Origin of the sequence: Streptomyces stoeckheimensis (assembly GCF_045822005.1) — a bacterium.
Classification (GTDB): Bacteria; Actinomycetota; Actinomycetes; order Streptomycetales; family Streptomycetaceae; genus Streptomyces; species Streptomyces stoeckheimensis.
This window is the reverse complement of sequence record NZ_CP169550.1, coordinates 8,262,044-8,283,308: the sequence shown is the minus strand read 5'-3', so window position 1 is coordinate 8,283,308 and position 21,265 is coordinate 8,262,044. Positions and strand designations below refer to the sequence as shown.

The 21,265-nt window shown below is 70.0% G+C and carries 15 protein-coding genes; 11 read left to right on the top strand and 4 right to left on the bottom strand.

Annotation, left to right across the window (positions count from 1 at the left end; translation table 11 throughout):
• Nucleotides 1-23: 23 nt before the first annotated feature.
• Complete coding sequence (locus ACE1OC_RS37580; protein ID WP_407840782.1) at nucleotides 24-1,103, bottom strand: LacI family DNA-binding transcriptional regulator; 1,080 nt, start codon at nucleotides 1,101-1,103, stop codon at nucleotides 24-26.
• Nucleotides 1,104-1,462: 359 nt separating this feature from the next.
• On the opposite strand from ACE1OC_RS37580, the gene ACE1OC_RS37575 reads away from it, so the two are divergent.
• The 4 genes from ACE1OC_RS37575 (at nucleotide 1,463) to ACE1OC_RS37560 (ending at nucleotide 6,479) form a co-directional block, all read left to right on the top strand.
• Nucleotides 1,463-2,812: an ABC transporter substrate-binding protein gene (locus ACE1OC_RS37575; RefSeq protein ID WP_407840781.1), complete on the top strand. Its 1,350-nt coding sequence runs from the start codon at nucleotides 1,463-1,465 to the stop codon at nucleotides 2,810-2,812.
• A gap of 165 nt (nucleotides 2,813-2,977) precedes the next feature.
• A complete protein-coding gene (locus ACE1OC_RS37570; RefSeq protein WP_407840780.1) occupies nucleotides 2,978-4,057 on the top strand; it encodes a carbohydrate ABC transporter permease in 1,080 nt (359 codons plus the stop codon).
• A 4-nt stretch (nucleotides 4,058-4,061) separates the two neighbouring features.
• Complete coding sequence (locus ACE1OC_RS37565) at nucleotides 4,062-4,970, top strand: carbohydrate ABC transporter permease (RefSeq protein WP_407840779.1); 909 nt, start codon at nucleotides 4,062-4,064, stop codon at nucleotides 4,968-4,970.
• A 66-nt stretch (nucleotides 4,971-5,036) separates the two neighbouring features.
• Nucleotides 5,037-6,479, top strand: a complete 1,443-nt coding sequence (locus tag ACE1OC_RS37560) for a GH1 family beta-glucosidase (protein WP_407840778.1) — start codon at nucleotides 5,037-5,039, stop codon at nucleotides 6,477-6,479.
• Nucleotides 6,480-6,586: 107 nt separating this feature from the next.
• Here ACE1OC_RS37560 and ACE1OC_RS37555 read toward each other — a convergent pair whose 3' ends face one another.
• A complete protein-coding gene (locus tag ACE1OC_RS37555; protein WP_407840777.1) occupies nucleotides 6,587-7,246 on the bottom strand; it encodes a serine hydrolase in 660 nt (219 codons plus the stop codon).
• 316 nt (nucleotides 7,247-7,562) lie between these two features.
• On the opposite strand from ACE1OC_RS37555, the gene ACE1OC_RS37550 reads away from it, so the two are divergent.
• The 6 genes from ACE1OC_RS37550 to ACE1OC_RS37525 all read left to right on the top strand — a co-directional run bounded on the left by ACE1OC_RS37550 (nucleotide 7,563) and on the right by ACE1OC_RS37525 (nucleotide 14,862).
• Nucleotides 7,563-8,471 (top strand): hypothetical protein, encoded by a 909-nt coding sequence (locus ACE1OC_RS37550; RefSeq protein ID WP_407840776.1) that lies wholly within the window; start codon nucleotides 7,563-7,565, stop codon nucleotides 8,469-8,471.
• A 22-nt stretch (nucleotides 8,472-8,493) separates the two neighbouring features.
• Nucleotides 8,494-9,453, top strand: a complete 960-nt coding sequence (locus tag ACE1OC_RS37545; RefSeq protein ID WP_407840775.1) for a serine/threonine-protein kinase — start codon at nucleotides 8,494-8,496, stop codon at nucleotides 9,451-9,453.
• Nucleotides 9,454-9,456: 3 nt separating this feature from the next.
• Nucleotides 9,457-10,488, top strand: coding sequence for a hypothetical protein (locus ACE1OC_RS37540; protein ID WP_407840774.1), 1,032 nt, complete (start codon nucleotides 9,457-9,459; stop codon nucleotides 10,486-10,488).
• 35 nt (nucleotides 10,489-10,523) lie between these two features.
• Nucleotides 10,524-13,562: a hypothetical protein gene (locus ACE1OC_RS37535; RefSeq protein WP_407840773.1), complete on the top strand. Its 3,039-nt coding sequence runs from the start codon at nucleotides 10,524-10,526 to the stop codon at nucleotides 13,560-13,562.
• A 140-nt stretch (nucleotides 13,563-13,702) separates the two neighbouring features.
• Nucleotides 13,703-14,371: a CAP domain-containing protein gene (locus ACE1OC_RS37530; RefSeq protein WP_407840772.1), complete on the top strand. Its 669-nt coding sequence runs from the start codon at nucleotides 13,703-13,705 to the stop codon at nucleotides 14,369-14,371.
• A 14-nt stretch (nucleotides 14,372-14,385) separates the two neighbouring features.
• Nucleotides 14,386-14,862 carry a hypothetical protein gene (locus ACE1OC_RS37525; protein WP_407840771.1) on the top strand — a complete coding sequence of 159 codons (477 nt, stop codon included), beginning with the start codon at nucleotides 14,386-14,388 and terminating at the stop codon, nucleotides 14,860-14,862.
• A 17-nt stretch (nucleotides 14,863-14,879) separates the two neighbouring features.
• Here ACE1OC_RS37525 and ACE1OC_RS37520 read toward each other — a convergent pair whose 3' ends face one another.
• Nucleotides 14,880-16,259 carry a hypothetical protein gene (locus ACE1OC_RS37520; protein WP_407840770.1) on the bottom strand — a complete coding sequence of 460 codons (1,380 nt, stop codon included), beginning with the start codon at nucleotides 16,257-16,259 and terminating at the stop codon, nucleotides 14,880-14,882.
• Nucleotides 16,260-16,295: 36 nt separating this feature from the next.
• The gene (locus ACE1OC_RS37515) at nucleotides 16,296-18,002 is read right to left on the bottom strand and encodes a thiamine pyrophosphate-binding protein (protein ID WP_407840769.1); all 1,707 of its coding nucleotides are present in this window, start codon (nucleotides 18,000-18,002) and stop codon (nucleotides 16,296-16,298) included.
• Nucleotides 18,003-18,375: 373 nt separating this feature from the next.
• Here ACE1OC_RS37515 and ACE1OC_RS37510 point away from each other — a divergent pair, with 373 nt between their 5' ends.
• On the top strand, nucleotides 18,376-21,237 hold the full coding sequence (locus ACE1OC_RS37510) for a peroxidase family protein (RefSeq protein ID WP_407840768.1): 2,862 nt from the start codon (nucleotides 18,376-18,378) through the stop codon (nucleotides 21,235-21,237).
• The last annotated feature ends 28 nt before the right edge of the window (nucleotides 21,238-21,265 follow it).

Genomic DNA, 21,265 nt, shown 5'->3' with positions numbered 1-21,265 from the left:
CTCGGCTCGCCGCCCCGTACCGCTCAGGAGGAATCCCGCACGACCAGTTCCGTCGGCAGGACCCTGCGCGGCTCCTCGCCCTTCCCCGCCGGCGGCGCGGAACCGGGTCCGGACTCCTCCGCGATCTTCCGGAGCAGCACGCGGGTCATCGTGCGGCCCATCTCCTCGATCGGCTGGCGCACGCTCGTCAGCGGTGGGTCCATCAGGCGGGCCACCGCGGAGTCGTCCACCCCTACGAGGGCCACGTCCTCGGGGATCCGCCGTCCGGCCTCGCGCAGCACCCCGCGCGCGCCGGCCGCCATCACGTCGGAGGCGGCGAAGACCGCGTCCAGCCCGGGGTTGCGTTCCAGGAGCTCGCGCATCGCCAGCCGGCCGCCCTCCTCGGTGAAGTCGGCGGTCGCGACGAGCGATTCGTCGGGCTGGATTCCGGCCTCGGCGAGCCCCGCCCGGTAGCCGCCCAGTCGGGCACGTGCCACGTACATGTCGAGCGGGCCGCTGATGGTCGCGATCCGGCTCCGGCCCCGCCCCGCGAGGTGGGCCACGGCCGCCCTGCCCGCGCCGATGTTGTCGGAGTCCACGTAGGCGACGGGTTCGGCCTCGGAGCGCCGGCCGTTCATGACGACCGGCAGCCCCAGCCTCGCGATCCGGTCGGGCAGCGGGTCGTCCCCGTGCACGGACGCCAGCAGGACGCCGTCCACCCGCTGGGCGGCCAGATAGTCCTCGAACCGCCGGCGCTCCGCCTCGGTGCGGACCAGGGTGAGCAGCAGCTGTTTGTCGGCTTCGGCCAGCTCGGCGCTGACCCCGCGGATCAGGTCGAGGAAGTACGGCTCCGAGAACACCCTGGCCTCGGTCTCCGGAATCACCAGGGCCACCGCGTCGGTCCGGCTGCCGGCCAGGGCCCGGGCCGCCTGGTTGGGCACGTACCCCAGCTCCGCGACGGCGCGGGCCACTGCTTCCTTGGCCTGCTCGCTCACCCTCGGCGAACCGTTGATCACCCGGGACACCGTGCCCCGGCCGACACCGGCCAGGGCCGCGACCTCCTCCAGGGTGGGCCTGCCGTTCTGCCGTCCGCTCACGACCCTCGAACTCCCCTCGTACGCCATCGCAAGATGATGGACCCATCGCGTCGCGCGGCACACGTTACGCCTTCGCCCGATGGGAGCGCTCCCACACTACCGTCGATTCCCTGCTTCTTCCACGCCCGCGTTCACAACCCGACGGGGCTCCACCCGAGGCGTGGAGACGGACCCGCCCCGGGGGCCGCCATGTAATGAATTCGCGTTCATCTCTTGACACCCGCACCCGCCAGGCAGCAACCTTCCGGCAGCGACGTGGGAGCGCTCCCATTCAGGGGTGCGACAACGGCCTTCACATCAGGTCCGGGCGGGCCCTCGCCGAGCCGCGAACAGCCCGCCGGACCCCCTGGCGCACAACGAGCACCACCTTGGACGAGGAGAGTGGAATGCGCACTTCCAGCAGCAGACGCCGACGCCGTACCACCGTCACCGCGGTCGCCACGGCCGTCGCCGTCGCGACCGGCGCGGCTTTGCTCACCGGCTGCGGCGGTGACGGCGACAAGGAGAGCGGCGCGGCCGGCGGCGAGCAGATCACGCTGCGGATCGGGACCTTCGGATCCTTCGGCTACGACAACACCACCGGGGCCAAGCTCTACGCCGAGTACGAGAAGGCCCACCCCAACATCAAGATCGAAGAATCGAACGTCGCCGACGGCCAGAAGTACTGGGACACCCTCAAGCTGCGCCTCTCCCGCGACAGCGGCCTCGCGGACATCCAGGCCCTGGAGGTCGGCTACATCGCGGAGGCGACCGGTTCCGCCATGGCGGACAAGTGGGCCGACCTCGGCAAGACGGGCGGCGCGGACCTCGGCGCTTTCCTTGACTGGAAGGTCAAGCAGGCCACCACGGCCGACGGCAAGACCATAGGCCTCGGCACGGACATCGGCCCGATGGCCATCTGCTACAACAAGGACCTCTTCGCCAAGGCGGGCCTGCCGACCGATCGCACGGAGGTCTCCAAGCTCTGGGCGGGCGACTGGGCGAAGTTCATCGAGACCGGCGAGACGTACAAGAAGAGCGCCCCCGAGGGCACCTCCTTTCACGACTCCGCGAGCGGCCTGTTCAACGCCGTGGTGTCCAGCGAGCCGGTCCAGTACGCCAACGCCAAGGGCGAACTGGACTACCAGAACAGTCCCGGCGTGAAGAAGGCGTGGGACACCGCCGTGGCGGCGTCAAAGGGCGAACTGACCGCGAAGCTGCGCCAGTTCGACGAGAAGGGCACCTGGAACGCGGCCTTCAAGAACTCGAAGTTCGCCACCGTCGCCTGCCCCAGCTGGATGACCGGCATCATCAAGGAGCAGGCGGGCCCGGAGAACCAGGGCAAGTGGGACATCGCCTCGCCGCCGGTGGCCGGCAACTGGGGCGGCTCCTTCCTCGCCGTGCCGAAGTCGGGCAAGCACGCCAAGGAGGCGGCCGAGCTCGCCGCCTGGCTCACCGCTCCGGCGCAGCACGCCAAGGTCTTCGGCGTGAACGGCAACATCCCCTCCTCCAAGGACACGCTCACCTCCGCGACCGTCCAGGACGCCAAGCTGCCGTACTTCGGCGACACCCCCATCGGCAAGATCTACTCGGAGGCCGCGGCCGGCATCACGCCCGCCCCGATCAGCCGCTGGGACGGCCAGGTGAAGACCTTCCTCACCGACAACGGCATCCTCGACATCGAGCAGCGCGGCACCGATCCGGTGAAGGCGTGGGAGAACGTCAAGAAGCTGGTCGACGACAAGATCGACAAGTAGCGGGGCCACGCGACGGGCCCGCCGCCACCCACCCCCCTCCGCACCACCTCCCCGCGGCCTTCTCGGGGCCCTCGCGCGGCCTCCCCGCGGGTGACGGCGGCCCGTCGCGGTCGGCACCACCACACCACCGCACCACCGAACGTACCGACCTGGAAGGACGCCCCCGTGGCCACCTCCGTACGGGCGACGGGTGGCGGCTCCCCGCCGCCCGCAGCACGACCCCCGGGCCTCAGCGCCGGCTCCGGCCCCGGCTCCCGCAGGCAGCGGCCCTCCGGCCGGAGCGGTCTGCGCAGCACGCTCTACCGCCTGGACCTGAAGGCGGTCCCCTACCTCTTCATCGCCCCCTTCTTCCTCACCTTCGCGGCCTTCGGGCTCTTCCCCTTGATCTACACGGGCTGGCTCTCCCTCCACCGGGTCGAACTCGGCGGCAGCGCCCAGTGGAAGGGGATGGAGAACTACACCTCCCTGGCGACCAGCGAGTTCTTCTGGAACGCCCTCGCCAACACCTTCACCATCGGTCTGATCTCCACCGTCCCCCAACTGCTGATGGCCCTCGGCCTGGCCCATCTGCTCAACTACAAGCTCCGCGGCCGGGGTTTCTTCCGTGTCGCGGTCCTCGCCCCGTACGCCACCTCGATCGCGGCGGCCACCCTCGTCTTCGCCCAGCTCTTCAACACCGACTACGGACTGATCAACACGGCCCTGGGCTGGGTCGGCTTCGAACCGGTCGCCTGGGAATCGTCCAAGTGGCCGGCCCAGATCGCCATTTCGGTGATCGTGACCTGGCGCTGGACGGGCTACAACGCGCTCATCTACCTGGCGGCGATGCAGGCCGTACCGCAGGACCTCTACGAGGCCGCCGCCCTGGACGGGGCATCGCGGTGGCGCCAGTTCCTCAGCGTCACCATCCCCTCCATCCAGCCGACGATCCTCTTCACTGTCATCGTCTCCACCATCGGCGCCACCCAGCTCTTCGGCGAGCCGATGCTCTTCGGCGGCAGCGTCGGCATCAGCGGCGGCAGCGGCAACCAGTTCCAGACGCTGAGCCTGCTCATGTACGAGAAGGGCTGGGTGACCGGCGCGCTGGGCCAGGCCTCCGCCATCGCCTGGGTCATGCTGCTGCTCCTCCTGCTCATCGGGGGCGTCCAGGCCCTGATCACCCGCTCCCACCACAACCGCGACCTCAGGCGCGGCCGCCGTACCAGCGGCCTCGCCGGCCCGATGCGCAAGAAGGCGGGGAGCTGATCTCATGGCCCACGCACTCGACACGACCACCACCAGCACCACCACGACCAAGGCGCCGCGCACCAACCGCTTCCGGCAGTCGCCGGGGCGCCAGCACCACGCGGGACCGCTGACCTACGTCCTCCTCGGCGTGGCCGCCCTCGTCTCCCTCTTCCCCCTGTACTGGAACCTCGTCGCCGCCTCCCACACGGGCGAACGGGTGGTCGAGGCGCCGGCACCGCTCCTGCCCGGCCCCCGTCTCTTCGACAACCTCTCCTTCGCCTGGAACCAGGTCGACATGGGCGAGGCGCTGGTCAACACGACGATCGTGGCCGGGCTCGTGGCCCTGTCCACCGTCCTGTTCTCCACCCTGGCCGGCTTCGCCTTCGCCAAACTGCCCTTCAAGGGCCGCGGCGCGCTGCTGGCACTGGTGGTGGCGACCATGACGATCCCGCCGCAGCTCAGCGTGATCCCGCTCTACCAGATCATCACCGACCTCGGCTGGGTCGATCAGCTCCAGTCGGTCGTCCTGCCCTCGCTGGTCGCCGCCTTCGGCGTGTTCTTCATGCGGCAGTACCTCATCGAGGCGTTGCCGGTGGAGCTGGTGGAGGCGGCCAGGATGGACGGCGCCCACAGCCTGCGCATCATCTGGCACGTGGTGTTCCCCGTGGCCCGGCCCGCGATGGCAGTCCTCGGGATGCTCGTCTTCGTCCAGGCCTGGAACGACTTCTTCTGGCCCTTCATCGCACTGACCCCCGACGGCAACCCCACGCTCCAGGTCGCCCTGGCCGGACTCGGCGCGGGCAACCACACCGTCGACCAGGCCGTCGTGCTGACCGGCGCCCTCCTCTCCACCCTGCCGCTGCTGCTGGTCTTCGCCGTGCTCGGCAAGCACATCGTGGGCGGCATCACCGCCGGCGCCGTCAAGAACTGACCGCCGGCCCGCCCCCTCCCCCTGTCCGCACCGCATCATCCAAGCTTGCGTTGGGAGCGCTCTCCTATGACCGCGTCCGAGACCCGGCCACTCACCACCGTCCGCACCTTCCCGCCCGGCTTCCTGTGGGGCACTGCCACCGCCGCGTACCAGATCGAGGGCGCCGCCCGCGAGGACGGCCGGACCCCGTCCATCTGGGACACCTTCTCCCACACCCCGGGCAAGGTCTTCGAAGGCCACACCGGCGACGTGGCGGTGGACCACTACCACCGGTTCCGCGACGACGTCCGGCTGATGTCCGAACTCGGCCTGGGCGCCTACCGGTTCTCCGTCTCCTGGTCCCGGGTCCAGCCGACCGGCCGGGGACCGGCCGTCCAGAAGGGCCTGGACTTCTACCGCCGGCTCGTCGACGAACTGCTGGCCGCCGGAATCGAACCCGCCCTCACCCTCTACCACTGGGACCTGCCCCAGGATCTGGAGGACGCGGGCGGCTGGCCCGAGCGGGCGACCGCCGAGCGTTTCGCCGAGTACGCGGGCCTCGTCGCCGACGCCCTCGGCGACCGGGTGAAGCACTGGATCACCCTCAACGAGCCCTGGTGCAGCGCCTTCCTCGGCTACGGCTCCGGCGTCCACGCCCCGGGCCGCACCGACCCGGTCGCCGCCCTGCGCGCGGCCCACCACCTCAACCTCGGCCACGGCCTCGCCGTACAGGCCCTGCGGTCCGCGCTGCCCGGAGACGCTCGGCTCGCGGTCTCCCTCAACCTCCACGAGGTCCGCCCCCTGACCTCCTCCCCCGCAGACCAGGAGGCGGCCCGGCGCATCGACGCCGTCGGGAACCGCATCTGGCTCGGCCCCATGCTGGAGGGCGCCTACCCGGAGGACCTGCTCGCGGACACCGCGCACCTGACCGACTGGTCCTTCGTACGGGACGGCGACACCGCCGCGATCCACCAGCCCCTGGACCTGCTCGCCGTCAACTACTACACCCCCACGGTCGTCTCGCACGTCGTGCAGGGCGCGGAGCGGCCGCAGGACGACGGCCACGGCAACAGCGAGCACTCCCCCTGGCCCGGTGCGGACGAGGTCGCCTTCCACCGGGCACCGGGCGAACGCACCGCGATGGGCTGGTCGGTCGACCCGAGCGCGCTGTACGACCTGCTGACCCGGACCGCCGCGCGCTACCCGGGGCTGCCCCTGGTCATCAGCGAGAACGGAGCGGCGTACGAGGACGAGGTCGGCCCGGACGGCACGGTCCACGACCCGGAGCGCGCGGCGTACGTCCACGCACACCTCGACGCGGTCCACCGGGCGATCGGGGCCGGGACGGACGTGCGCGGCTATTTCCTCTGGTCCCTCCTCGACAACTTCGAGTGGTCCTACGGCTACGCCAAACGCTTCGGTGCGGTCCACGTCGACTACGACACCCTGAAGCGCACGCCCAAGTCGAGCGCACACTGGTACGCGGCAGTGGCGCGGACAGGCGAACTGCACGCTCCCGACCCCGCATAGCCCCACCCACCCGTGTACGCCGGTGCCGGCCCGCACTTCGGTCCGGCACCGGCGTACACGGCCCCGACGCGTCGCCCGGCCGCTGCCTGCCGTCATCGGGGGCCCTGCTATCCACCGGTGACGGCGGCCCGTGTCCGCTCGGCGAGGTCTTCGACCAGTGAGATGCCCGCCTTCTGCGAGGCCTGGCCGTCGCAGAGCACGGCGAGCAGCAGGGTGTCGCCGTCCGCCTCCACCCGGCCGATGCTGTTGACCACCCAGAGACCGCTCTCGCTGCGCGCCAGCCAGCCGTTCTTCAGGTGTACGGATCCGGAGTCGTCCAGGCCTGCCGATATCCCCCAGTCCTGGTCGGCGGTCACGGAGCCCATGAGCCCGCGCAGATGGCCCCGGGCCTCGGCGGAAAGCACCGACTCCTCACCGAACACCGCCTGGAGCAGCCGGAGCTGATCGGCCGGCGTGGTCTGCGTGAGGCCCCAGTACACGCTGTGGCCGGGCGTGGTCTCGGTGAGGCCGAGCCGCAGATTGGCCTTCGCCATCCCTTCCGCGCGACCGATGGCGTCCCACAGGGCGTTCGCCGCCGCGTTGTCGCTGTTCTTAGTGGGGGATGCGGTCGGTACCGGCGTGACCGCTACCGAGGCCGCACTCGCGAACGTGCCGTCCTGGGGCTCCGAACGCGCATGGGCGAAGGTGACTCCGCCGACCAGTGCGGCCAGGACTGCGAACGCCGCGAACCTCCTGGGTGTTCGCGAAGGGGATCTGTGCAATGCCATGAGGCCGAAGCTAGAAGGGCGCCATGGGGATCAGATGTGAACCGGTTCTCGATCTCCTGTGAAGATCCGATTGCCTGCCGTCACACCGAGATGCGGTGCGGCCGGGGGCGGCGCACGATGAACAAGGGCGTCTGAGCACGAGCGTGGAACGAGCTCGGTTGCGGCGGCTGTCCGGCGCCGTGGGGGCCGGCTCCGTGTGTGGGCGTCCTCCTTCGGATTCGCGCACGGCAGCGCGGGAAGTTCCGGCACGCCCTGACGGCCGGCCGCACGCGCCCCGGTGCCGCGTGCGCCCAAGTGCGAGGAAATGGGGAGAGTCATGAGGAAATCCCTGGTGGCCGCCCTTGCCACTGCAACGTCCGCGACGGCCGTCCTCCTGGTCGGTCCGGTGACGCCCGCGACCGCTGCTTCGCCGTACTGCAACCAGACGACGCCGAGCACCTCGATCCTGTTCTACAAGGCCGGCAGCGGCGAAGCCGGGACCGGCACCCTCTCCGCCGGCCGCTGGCAGTACAAGTCGGCGTTCAACCTCCCGGCCGGTTACACGCACGCCGCAGCGAGCCGCGATTCGCTGGTGCTGTACAACACGAACACCGGGGCCGGGGAGGTCGGCACCTTCACGGGCGGGAGGTACGCCCGCACCCAGAGCTTCGACAACTTCTCCACGGGCTGGACCTTCGTGGAGGCGTCCGGCGACTCCGTGATCTTCTACAACGGGAACACCGGCCACGGCGTCACGGGCACCCTCAAGAACGGCGCCTACCGACAGGGCCGCGTGTACGACAACTTCAGCAAGGGCTGGGGGACCATGGCCGCATCGTGCGACACGTTGGTCTCCGCGGCCAGGCACGGGGCGGGCGACTTCCCCTGGAGCAACGTGGGCTACGGGACCCTCAAGGGCGGCGTCTACACGGACACGGGCAGCATCCCGAGGGACGACTTCCTGGGGAACCTGACCGCGACCAAGGATTCCGTGCTGTCTTGGGCAAGGTCCGGTGGCGGACTCGAGTTCCGCGTGTCCAAGGCGACCGACGGCTCGGGCATCGCCTTCCGCCAGATAGGCACCTCGGGCATCTGGGACAAGGTGGGCCGGACCTCGGACAGCCTGTTCTTCTACAAGAACGACGGGACCGCCTGGACCTCGACGCTCGTCAACGGAACCTACGCCAACGTCGGCTCGCTCCCCCAGGTCTCCTCGGGCTGGACGCTCATCGAGGGTGGTGTGTGACCACCAGAACGGTGGCTGACCGATGGAGGAACACCGAGGTCTCCCGGAGGGTAGCGAAGTTGCGGGCTACCGGCTGGAGCGCGAGATCGGCCGCGGGGCAACGTCCGTCGTCTACCGCGCCGAGGATCTGCGCCTGGGCCGTAGGGTCGCGCTCAAGCTGATCTCCCCCGAGCTCCACGATGACGACGCCTTCCGTCGCCGCTTCGTTCACGAATCGCGGATCGCCGCGTCGATCGACCACCCGCACATCCTGCCGATCCTCGAAGCCGGTGAGACCGACGGCGTCCTGTACATCGCCATGCGCTACGTCGCCGGGCAGGACCTGCGGGCCATGCTGGACCGAGAGGGCCCGCTCCCCGTCCCGATCGCCCTGCGCATCGCCGCCCAGGTGGCATCCGCACTCGACGCGGCCCATGCGCACGATCTGGTGCACCGGGACGTCAAACCCGCCAACATCCTCGTCGTCGGCGGCGCCGACGGCGACCACCCCGAGTACGTCTACCTCACGGACTTCGGTCTGACGAAGAGATCGCTGTCGCCCGCCGGGTTCACCACCGCGGGCTCGTTCGTCGGCACGCTCGACTACATGGCGCCGGAACAGATTTCGGGGAGCCCGGTCGACGGCAGGTGCGACCTCTACAGCCTGGCCTGTGTCGTCTACGAAACCATCGCCGGCGGGCCGCCGTTCGAGCGTGGCGGCGACATGGCCCTCCTGTGGGCACACCAGTACGATCCACCCCCGGCCCTCTCGGAGAGGCGTCCGGAGATCGCGCCCGGTGTCGATGCCGTGATGGCGAAGGCGCTGGCCAAGCGTCCTGAGGATCGTTACGCCTCGTGCCTGGAGTTCGTTGCCGCGTTGCGCTCGGCCGCGTCGGTGCCAGGCCCGCCTCCGGCCCCCGCGGCGGCCGCACCCGAGCTTGCGGGGTGGGACGAGAGCGCACCGCCCGGACCACCCTTCGACGACGATGACGACGAGTGGTGACCCATGGGTGACATCGCCAAGAGCGCTCTGGGCGGAGCGTGGACCGTGCTGGTGGGATGGCTCTTGCCGACCGCGTTGAACGTGTGCCTCTTCGTCGTGGCCGTATGGCCGAGCCTGGGGCGCGGCTGGTCCGCGACGTCGTGGTCGGCGGGTGTCACGCCGCTGTCCGTCGGCGTGCTGAGCGTCTCGGTGCTCCTCGGCCTGGCCCTCAGCGCCCTGCAGAACCCCCTCTACCGCGTGCTCGAGGGGTACGCCTTCTGGCCGAGCGCGTTCGTCGCGTACGGGTGCGCTCGCCGGGGGCGGGCCAAGGACGATCTGCAGGACCGGCTCACGCTGATGCGGCTGGAGCGCGAGGAGCAGGAGAACCGGCTGGCAACGGACGACCTGGCCCGGCTGACCGCCCTGCGCGCCCACCCGCGGATCGAACGGGCCGCCCGCAAGGACCGGCGGCGCACCGCCGTACAGCGTGCTCTGCTCCGCGAACGGCTCGCCCGCTACCCGGTCGACCCCGCGCAGCTGGCACCGACGAGGCTGGGGAACGCGATCCGGCGGCTCGAGGAGTACGGCTACGACCGGTTCCGCCTCGACACCCAGGTGATGTGGAACGAACTGACCGGGAACGCGCCGGATCAGGTCCGCCGGCAGGTCGATCTCGCACGCGCGAACGTCGACTTCTTCGTTGCCCTCGTCGTCGGCCACTGCGCCGTCGTCCTCTGTGCGGCGGCGGCCCTGACCACCGCTCACCCCGATGTCCCGCTGCTGCTCGTGGCCGTCGTCCTGCCGGGCGTCCTGATTCCGGTGTGGTACCGCGCGGCCGTGTCGGCAACCGACGAATGGGCTGCGGCCGTGCGAGCACTCGTGAACTCGGGACGCAAACCGCTCGCCGAATCCCTCGGCCTGCGCCTTCCGGGCGAGCTGGCCGACGAACGCCGGATGTGGGCCCTGGTCTCCAAGATGTCGCGGTTGCCGTACCACGAACGTGCCGCAGCGCTGGATCCCTTCCGAGAGAAACCGCCCGAAAGCCGACACAAATAACGTCCGGACCGTATCCGGTTGACTACTCTGCGTACATGCCGAATGCTCCGACGCAGTCGAGGCTGCGAGAGATTCCGGGCTGGGCGGTGGGGCTGTGTCTGTTCGGGCTCGCCGCCGGTCTCTGCGCGATCATCTGGTACTCGCTGGATCCGCCGTTCCTTGACAGGCCCTCAGGGAACGCAGAAGTGCTCCTGCAGTTCGCGACGACGGCCGAAGGGGCCCGCGCCATCGTCCACGGCGCCGGAGGCGGGGACGGCAGCAAGCTGTTTCAGGACGGCCTCGTTCTCGACTGGTGCATGTTCATTCCCGGCTGCGCGGCGGCCCTGGCCGGGGCCTTCGGTCTCGGGCACCTCTTCCTCTACCGGGAGTCCACCCGGCTGTGGGCCCGGCGCGCCCTCGCCCTCACCCCCGTGCTGGTGGTTGCGGACTGCCTGGAGAACCTCTTCCTCTGGAGGGCTCTGAACCGGCTCGCCGCCGATCCGGTACCGGACCTGACGCGTGCGGCCTTCTTCGCCCAGGTGAAATGGGCGCTCGTCGTCCCGCTGGTGGCAGCGGCCGTCCTGATCCTCGTCACCCTCTACTGCCGCCGGGTTCTGGACCCCTCCTTCGTGCAGAGTGCGCGGGAGGACCGCCCCCGTCCCGTCGTGGCCCACGCCCACAGGCTCGCGGACGGTACGGAGAGCCAGTGGAGCGACCCGGACGTGATCCTCCCGCCCGCCGCGCCGCACGACTGGGAGCCCCGGCCCGAGTGGACCGCCCCCGACGCGGCGGGGCCGCACCGGGCCGAGGCCCGCAACCCGAAGGACGGCCCGGTGCCCCGCTGGCGCACCCGCGCCTACCAGCCGCCCGGTCGCCACCCCGCGGAGCTCGGCTTCTGCGTCTCCGGCGGCGGCATCCGGTCGGCCTCGGTCACCCTCGGGGCGTTGCAGGCACTGCGCGTGCAACTGCTCGAGGCGAGGTACCTGGTGTCGGTGTCCGGCGGCGGGTACACCGCCGGGGCCTTCCAACTGGCCCTGACCGATGCCCGGCGCCGGGCCCCGGACGGGAGCCCTTCGGTGCGCCCCGGTCTCGCGAACCCCGCGGACGTGTTCGCGCCGGGCAGCCCGGAGGAGGACCACGTCCGCCGGCACGCGAAGTACCTGGCGGACGCGCCCAAGGAGAAGGTGTACGCCGCGGGGGCGGTGCTGCGCGGGATGGCCGTCTCCTTCGGCATGCTGGCGCTGGTCTTCGCCGTGGCAGGCCAGTTCCTGCACCAGTTCTACTCGCACGTTCCGCTGGCCGAGCTCCGCCCCCTCACGGCGGAAGCGGACGGCTTCGACTCCTCCCTGGGCCTGCACCCGAACGCATGGCAACCCGTCCTCGCCCTGTTCGGCCTGGCCGGCCTGGTGTCCGTCGGGTACGCCTTCGCGCGGGCCGGGAGCGCCGCGTCCCGCCCCGCATGGCTGCGCAGCACGGTGAACACGCTGACCTTCCTCGCGCTGGCGGTCGCCCTGTACGCGGTCGTCCTTCCTTCGATGATCTGGTTCTTCGCCTCCCTGGCCCACAAGGCCGACAAGGGCGGTTACTGGGACGACAGCGGAACCGGAGTGGCCCTGCTCGGCGCGATCACCGCGGCGGCGACCGCCCTGGGCACGTGGTTCACCGCGGTGCACAAGACGGTGAAGAGGCTGAAGCCGGACGGCGAGCAGGCCGGTCCGTTCGCCAGGGGCGGCACGTCCCTCGTCACGCAGGTCGGCACCAGCTGGGTGAAAGCGTTGGTGTGCTGGCTGGTTCTGCTCCTCGTCGCGTTCTTCGGCCTCGCCCTCATGTCCTGGGCCGCCGTCTACGCGGGCAGCTGGCACCCGGTGTGGCAGTGGGGGGTGCCGATCGTCCTGATCGTGCTGGCGCTCGTGATCGACCAGACCATGTTCAGCCTGCACCCCTTCTACCGACAGCGGTTGGCCGGCGCCTTCGCCGTGCGCCGCGCGGTGTTGAAGGACGGCTCGGTCGGCGCCCTGCCGTACGACTACAACAACGAGCCGACCCCGCTGAACCCCTACGCGCAGCGGGTGGAGGGGTTCCCCCAGGTCATCTTCGCCGCCTCCGCGGCCGTTTCGCTGCGCAACCGCACGGCGCCCGGCCGGCCGGCCGTCCCCTTCACCTTCGCTTCCGACTACTGCGGCGGACCCGATACGGGCTGGATCCGCACCGGCACGCTACAGAAGACGGCCCCGGCGCTGATCGGGCGCGACCTGACCGTGCAGTCCGCCGTCGCCGTGTCCGGAGCGGCCTTCGCCTCCGCGATGGGCTCCCAGACGATGTTCATGGAGCGGCTGCTCGCGCTGTCCAACGTGCGGCTCGGCACCTGGGTGCCCAACCCCCTGTACCTCGCGGAACTGGCGACGTACGGGCCCAACCGGATCATGCCGCGCCTGCCACGGGTACGACGGCTGCGGTACCAGCTCCAGGAGTTGGTGGGCCGGTACTCGGACACCACTCCCCTGCTGCTGTGCACCGACGGCGGGCACTTCGACAACCTCGGTCTCGTCGAGATGCTCCGGCTGCGCTGCCGGACCGTCTACGTCATCGACGCCTCGGGGGATTCGCCGCCGCTGGCCACCACCCTCGCGCAGGCGATCACGCTCGCCTACGAGGACCTCGGAGTGAAGATCACCTTCGACGACGAGGGGCAGGACCTGCTGAACCTGGTACCCGGCAGCGCGAAACCGCTCGCGCCCGAAGTGCCGATGTCCTCCCTGAACGGCCGGTTCTCCGCCACCTGCGTGGTGCGCGGCACGATCGAGTACCCGGAACCCGTCCAGTTCTCGCCCGACGCACCGGCCAGCACCTTGGGGACCATCATCTTCGTGAAGGCCAGCCTGACCCCCGACATGCCGTACGAGCTGCTCAGTTACGCCCTCCGGGAGAAGGCCTTCCCGCGCCAGGCCACCTTCGACCAGTGGTTCGACCACGCCCAGTTCGACGCCTACCGGGCGCTCGGACACCACCTCGGCACCAAGGCCGCGGAGGTGGGCCGCGCTCACGCGGCGAGGTGCGGCATCAAGCACCGCGGGTCCGGAGGCGCCCCGCGGTAGCGGCTGGAGCAGCCGCCGGTCCGCGAGTGGCAGCGCCGCCCGATGGAGCGCACCATGGGAAGCGGCGCACCATGCCGTCCCCACCACCTCCCGTTCCGGATCGGTTCCTGTGCCGGAACGCGGGAGAGGAGGGAGTCACCATGAGAATCCACATTTCGCGCCCCACAGCCGTCGTCTCCTTCGCCGTCGCGGTCGCCCTCTCGGTTCCGGTGGTCCCGGCGGCCGGCCCGGCCGTTGCCGCACCGGCCTCCGCCACCCCGGTGGACTGCTCCGCGATGGGCCCCGATGCCGACGACATAGCGCCTTCCGCCAACCCGGGCCGTTTCGGCTTCGGGACCATGTTCCAGACCCTCGCCACCGTGTGCCTGATCAACGACGAGCGCCGGCGCCTCGGTCTTGAGGAACTTCCGCTCGACTCCGAGCTGACGTCGGCGGCCCGTACTCACCTGAACAACTCCTTGACCCAGCAGTGGTGGGGCAAGGGCAGGAATCCGCACCAGAACCCGCAGGTCGCCGGAAGCGGAGACCAACAGATCGGGCGCCGCATCAAGGACGCCGGCTACTGCGCGAACGGCGGTGCGTGGACGGGCCGCGAGATCGTCTACAACGGGTGGGGCGGAAGCGGCACTCCGAAGGCAGCGGTCAACTGGTGGCTGAACATCAGTACGCAAGGCCACGCGGAGATCATCCGCGACCCCTCCCTGACCGACATAGGTGCCGCTTCCAGGGGCGGAGCGGCGGACCGGGCCGGCGCCAACCAGAGCCAGGCCGGTACCTACGTGGTCACCTTCGGCAGCTGCGAGTCCTAGGGATAGGAGCAGTCATGCACACGTTCCGGCGCTCGGTCTCCGGCCGGGCGCGCCGCTCCGCAGTAACCGCAACAGCGCTGGCCGTGGTCGGCCTCGGCGTCACACCGACGGCGACGGCGACGACCGACGCGGCACCGGCCGGCCTGACCACCCAGGCCCTGTCGAGGACCCCGTCCAGTCCGGACAAGGCGCCCGGCGACCTCTACTTGTTCCAGTACACCTACCGAGGCCATCTCAAGATCGGTGGCGGCAACTTCACCCTCGGCGACAAGGTCTACATAGTCGTCAAGTACAACACGGACAAGCTCAGATACCACAGCACCGTGATCGCCAAGTCGAATCCCCCCGTCCCCGGCGGGGCCGCCTATCTGGAGACGAACATCACCGCTCCCTGCGCCCCCGGGAACAACGGTTACGCCCAGGCCTACGACCACGGCACCGGAACCTGGTCGCCGAGACTGCCGGTGGCCATCTGCCAGCGGATCGACTGACGCAGGGTCCGGGCCCGTCACCTCTCCCCGTGCCAGTACGCGTCGTGAGTGCGGTGGGCCTCCGTCAGACCGTCGCGGAAGTAGCGCTCGTAGTAGGCGTTTTCGAGGTGATGGGCCTGGAGCCACACGCCCGGTACGTGGATCGTGTCGCAGTGGGCGGGGAAGCGCCCGTGGGTCTCGTAGATGTAGGTGCAGATGTCCCGCGTGCACGCGATGACGTCGGCGGAGTAGTCGCTGGCCTCGTGCAGGTACTGCCTGCCGAACTCGCCCCGGTAGATGCGCGCGAACAGCCCCTCGTCGGAGTAGATGCCCGTCGGCCCGAACTTCCCCGCCACGACGGCGTCGACCGCTTCGCCCATGGTGTCGTAGTTGGGCGGGCACATCGCCTTGATGAGGTGTTCACCGTGGTGCCGCAGGCCCACGGCGCTCGCCCTCAGGTCTGCGTAGCGCGGGAGCGGCACCTGCCAGCGCAGGAGGTCCGCCGGTCTCCACCGCGGGACGGTCCAGTCGAAATCGAGCATGGGTCCGTAGGCGGGACGGAACTTCGGGTCGCCCAGCATGATCGACGGGGCGATCGAGGCGTGGATCCAGGCTCCGAGGCCCATGGCGTCGGCGGTGAGCATGAGGTTCTGGAGCAGCAGGTCGGCTTCGATCTGCGTCCGCATGGCCCAGATGAATCCCAGGGGCAGCTTGATGTCTTCGTTGAGGAACCCCGACTTCACCCATTTCCGCACGCCCGCCGAGCGGTAGAGGTTCCGGTCGTCGACGATCGCCGGCCGGGCCCCCTCGGGCTGGGTCAGCAGGTACATCAGGCCGTTGATGTACTGCCGTGACAGGTCCACCACGGGGAAGAGGAGCGTGGTTCCCGGGAGGTTCGACAGGAACCGGTTCGAGTCGAGGTAGGCGGGGAAGTCCCGTCTGCCTTCCGGTACGTCGATGCGGTGGTCGAGGAGCCGCACCTTCGCCTCGGCGGCGCGCGCGCAGAGGGTCTCCGCGTCGAACGCCGTCGCCCCGCCGTCGGGTACGGGGGGCAGGTTGCGCAGGAAGTAGGTGCCGGTGTCGTTGATCAGGAAGAAGTGCGTGCCCTGGGCGTTGTCGGGGCTGCCCGCGGTCCGGCCGGTCATGTTGAGGTTCGGTTTGGCCATGATGGGCTTGCCGTCGCGGGGATCCGCGAAGGGACGGTCCGGCATGGTGAGGCCGGAGCAGCCCGTGATGGCGATGAGGACGGCCTCTTCGAGCTCTGTCAGCGGGGCTCGTGGTGCGGTGGACACCCAGCTCATCGAACCGGCCTCGACCGAGCTGCCGCGGCTGACCCGGTGGGTGCGGCGACGCCAGATCGACGTGAGCAGCGGGCGGTTCACGAGGGCCTCGAAGCCAGCACGGCTGTGTCTGTTCATCGGGTCGTTCATGCTGCTGTCCCTTCACGGGCGCCGTCAGCCGCGCAAGCGTGCCTCGATGGACTCGACGAGGCCGGCGATGACGCCGTCGGGCGAGGGGCTGTAGTGGGGTACGGCCCAGCGCGTGATCCGGGCGTCGATGAGGGAGGGCCGGCCGGAGGCGAGCGCTTCGCGGAACGCCTTCTCGAACTCCTCCAGCGTCTCGACGCGATAGCCGTCGGCACCACAGGCCCGCGCGTACGCGGCGAAGTCGGGGTTCTGGAACTCGACGAGCGCCGCCTCCCCGTAGGTGACGAGCTGGAACAGTTTGATCAGCTTGAATTCCTGGTCGTCGAAGACGATCCAGATGACGGGGATGTCGTTCTCGACGGCGGTCATCAGCTCGAAGCCGGACAAGGAGTAGCAGCCGTCGCCGCATCCGACGACGACGGTCCGTTCCGGGTGCGCGACCTTCGTTCCGATGGCGCCGTTGACATGGCCGGCCATCGGCCCGAAGGAACCGACCTTGCGGAAGTTCTGCCCCTCCTCCAGCTCGACGTAGTAGCCGAGCCAGGCGAGATGTGCTCCCGCGTCGGCGAGGAGCACACCTCGTGGGGGCAGCATCCGGCCGATCGCCTGGGCCAGTTCCCCCGGGTGGATCTTTCCGGTCAGGTGCGTGATGTGACGGGCTTCGTAGTCGCGGCCGTCGACGTCGGCCGCCGGGATGTCGCCGACCCGTTCGTCCAGCGCCTCGTGGAGGGCGGCCAGCCCGAGCCGTGCGTCGCAGAGCAGTGCGTAGTCGGGCCGGTAGGCCTTGTGGAACTCGGTCTCGGAGATGTTCACATGGACGAGGACCTTGTTCTCGAAGAGGTCTTCGCGGTAGTTGAACGTGGCGTGCTGGTTCAGGGAGTTGCCGACGCACAGCACGACATCGGCCTCGCGGAACGCCTTCCACGCGCTGGAGTGTCCGCTGTCCGCGAAGACGCCCACCGCGAGCGGGTGGCCCTCGGAGACGATGCCCTTGCCGTCCAGCGTCGTGAGCAGGGGAATCTGGAAGCGTTCGACGAAGCGCCGTACCTCCGCTCCCGCTCCGCTGCGGATCGCGCCGAACCCGACGAGCGCCACGATGCGCTTGCGCCGTGTGAGGGCGTCGGCCAGCATCGCGGCGATCTCCGCCACGCGGGCCCGATCCGGGAGGACCGGGGCCACGTCGAGCCGGATGTGCCGGAAGTTCGTCACCTCGACACCACGATGGGTGAGGTCCTCGGGTACGTGGATGTGGACCGGCCCGGGCCGTCCTTCGAAGGCGGTGTTGACCGCTTCCTCGAGCACGTCGCAGGTGTCGGCGGCGTCTGCGAGCAGGAAGGACTTCTTCGTCGTGGCGGCGAACATGGCCCGGGAGTCGGGCGTCCGGTTCAGGCCCGAGGTTTCGTTGAGGGAGCCCCATCCCTGCCACTCCCTCGAGGCGTAGCCCGAGACGGCCAGGACGGGGTAGGAGTCGGACATGGCGACGGCCAGACCGGAGAACAGGTTGAACGCGCCGGGACCTGCCGTCGCGAAGCAGAAACCCAGTTCGTTCGTGTACATCGCGTGGCCGCAGGCCATGAAGGACGCGGCCTGCTCGTGCCGCGTGATGACCGGCCGGATCTGCTGCGAGTGCTTCAGCGCCAGCATCAGGCCGGCGGCGTTCTCTCCGGCACCGCCGAAAGCGGCGCGGACTCCGATGTCTTCCAGGCCTTTGACTATGGCTTCGTAAACCCTCATCGCGGTTCCCTCGTCCACTCCCCCGCGTTGGTGACGGAGACGCCCCGAGCGTCCCCGGATTTGGGAATGACGCCTCGGGCGAGGAGCTGTGGTGGCCCTGGTGGCCCACTGATGCGGGAAGAAGCGCTCGCACGCGCCGGACAGCATGCCGTGCGGTCTTCCGGATCCAGTCTGCCAGTACTCGCCGCGTCCCGCTCCCGCACCACCCGTCTGCGTTGTTCCGCGCGACGCGGCCGCACCACTGAGTCAGGGTTGCCGTGTGTAACCCAGGTGCCCGCGGACCCAGCCCCGGGCAGCCGTACAGCGTCACCTCGTCGTCCGCCGGCCTTGCGTCCGGAGAGAGCGCGGGGTGCGCCTTGGCGAAGAGGCACACATGGCCGAGACCAGGCAGTACGAGCACTACATGGGCGGCAACCCCGAGGCGGAACGGCTCGTCTTCGAGCGGCTCGCCCGCGAGCTCCTGCGGGTCCAGCTCAAGTCCAAGAAGCGCAGCGGCGCCTCCGACCTCGCACGTACGTTCCACGCCAAGGCCGTTCTGGGCGCGGAGAACGCGCGCCTGGCCTTCGTCGGCGACCTGCCCCCCGACCTGCGGACCGGCTTCGCCCAACCGGGTGCCGAGTACCCGGTCACCGTGCGGCTCTCCAATGCGAACGGCGCCCGCCAGCCGGACCACGCCCCCGACACGCGCGGAGCGGCCCTGCGCATCGCGGCGGGGGCCGGCGAAGCGCACGACCTGCTGATGACCAGCCATCCGGTCTCGCACGCGCGCGACGCGGTCGAGTTCGTCGAGTTCGCGAAGGCCATGGCGGGCGCCGACTCGACGCTGCGGAAGGCCGTCGCGCTCTTCGTCACCCTGCCGCTCGCGGTCGGATGGTCCACGGCCGCGCGCATGCGCCGCAACGTGCGGGCGGGTACCAGCCGGCCGGTGAGCAGCCTGGCGCTGGAGACGTACTGGAGCCGCGGCGCCATCCTGTGGGGTGACGCGGGGCCGGTGCGCTATCAGCTGAAGCCCGCGGACGGCGCTCCGTCGGCCCCCGCGCCTTCCGCCGCCGACCCCGATTTCCTGCAGCACGAACTCGCACGGCGGCTGAAGGAGGCGGATGTCGTCTTCGACTTGTACGTCCAGCGCTACGTGGATGCCCGCCGGACGTCCATCGAGGACGGCGCGGCCGAGTGGAAGGAGGGGGACGCGCCTCTCGTGCGGGTGGCGACGCTGACCGTCCCGTGCCAGGACATCAGCTCCGCCGATGCCCGCGCCGCAGCAGCACGGGTCGACGATCTCGCCTTCAACCCGTGGAACACGACGGAGGACTTCCGGCCCCTCGGAAACCTCAACCGTGCGCGCAAGGTCGCCTACGAAGCCAGTAGCGCCCACCGGCTGGGCCACCGGTTCGCCGTCGTCGAGCCGCGGCGCAACGTCGTGCTGGGCGTGCCGTTGCGCGCCGCCTTCCGCGGCCTCAACCGATGCGTCCCCTGGCACCGGCTGCCCACGAGCCTCGGACTGCTGAACCTCCTGGCCTTCCGGCAGAAGCTGCGGCAGGACAACCTGATCGACACCGAGGTCCGCGAGGCTCCGCCCAGAGCCCGGCCCGTACCCGATCCCATCGACGAGGACATGCGGCTCGCACGGAGCTACGACGGCACCTACAACGACCTGTCCGCACCGGGGATGGGCGCCGTCGGATCCGCCTTCGGCCGCAACCTCGCGCCCGTCTACCAACCGGAACTGTTCGACGTACCGAACCCGGTCACCGTCAGTCGCGAGCTGCTGCACCGCGACGTCTTCATTCCGGCCCGCTCCCTCAACGTCCTGGCCGCCGCGTGGATCCAGTTCCAGGTGCACGACTGGGTCAACCACAAGCGCTACCCCACGGGCACGAGGAGCGTCGAGGTGCCGCTCCCTCCCGGTGTCACGTGGCGGAACACTCCGGGCGGACGTCCCGAGGACGTCATGCGCTTCGCCGAGAACGAGGGGCTGTACCCGGCCGACGGCAACGGTCCGCCGACGCTGTTCGCCAATGCGGCGTCCCACTGGTGGGACGGCTCGGAAGTCTACGGCGGCAACGAGGACATCGGAAGGTCGCTGCGCGAGCCGGGGGGCGGTGCCGCGCTGCGCCTGGAGGACGGCCACCTGCCGGCCGGGCCGGACGGACTCCCGCTCACCGGGTTCGCGGAGAGCTGGTGGTACGGCCTCAGCGCCCTGCAGACCCTCTTCGCCCGCGAGCACAATGCCGTGTGCGCGGCACTGCGGCAGGAGTACCCGGCCTTGAGCGAGGACCGTGTCTACCACACGGCGCGCCTGGTCGTCTCGGCTCTCATCGCGAAGATCCACACCGTGGAGTGGACCCCCGCGATCCTCGCCACCGAAGTGATCGACATCGGCCTGAAGACCAACTGGCAGGGACCGCCGAAGAAGTGGCTCGAACAGCTGGGGCTGTGGCTCTTCGAGGCGCATTCACTGACCGGGATCCCCGAGACCCTTCCGGACCACCACGCCGCCCCGTACTCGCTCACCGAGGACTTCGTCACCGTCTACCGCATGCACCCGTTGCTCCCCGACGACTTCGAGATCGTGGACCACCGGCTCGGGCGGAGGCTGGACACGCTCGGCTTCAACGACGTGCAGGGGCCCGCTGCGGAAGCCCTCATCCGCAGGACCGGTCTGGCCGACTCCCTGTACTCGCTCGGCATCGCCCATCCCGGCGCCATCACGCTGAACAACTACCCGCACGCCCTACGGGCGTTCGAGCGGGACGGTGAGGTCATCGACCTGTCCGTGGTCGATCTGGTGCGCACGCGGCGTCGCGGCGTACCGCGCTACAACGACTTCCGGGCCGGTCTGCACAAGCCCCGCGCACGGCGGTTCGAGGACGTGTCCAGTGACGCGGAGACCGTCGCACGCCTGAAGGAGGTCTACCGCGATGTCGATCACATCGACACCATGGTCGGTCTCTTCGCCGAGAACCCGCCGCAGGGCTTCGGCTTCAGCGACACCGCCTTCCGCATCTTCATTCTGATGGCGACCCGCCGCCTGCAGAGCGACCGGTTCCTCACGGTCGACTTCAGGCCGGAGGTGTACACCCCGCTGGGCCTCGACTGGATCGAGCGCAACGGCATGAGCAGTGTGGTGGTGCGGCACTGCCCCGAGGTGGCGGGCCTCCTGCCGCGGACGGCCAGCGCGTTCGCGCCCTGGCGCATCGCCACGGCGAAGGGAACCGATGGCGGTCGCGGCTGAGAGGCCCGCCCGTTCGGGCCGCTCGTTC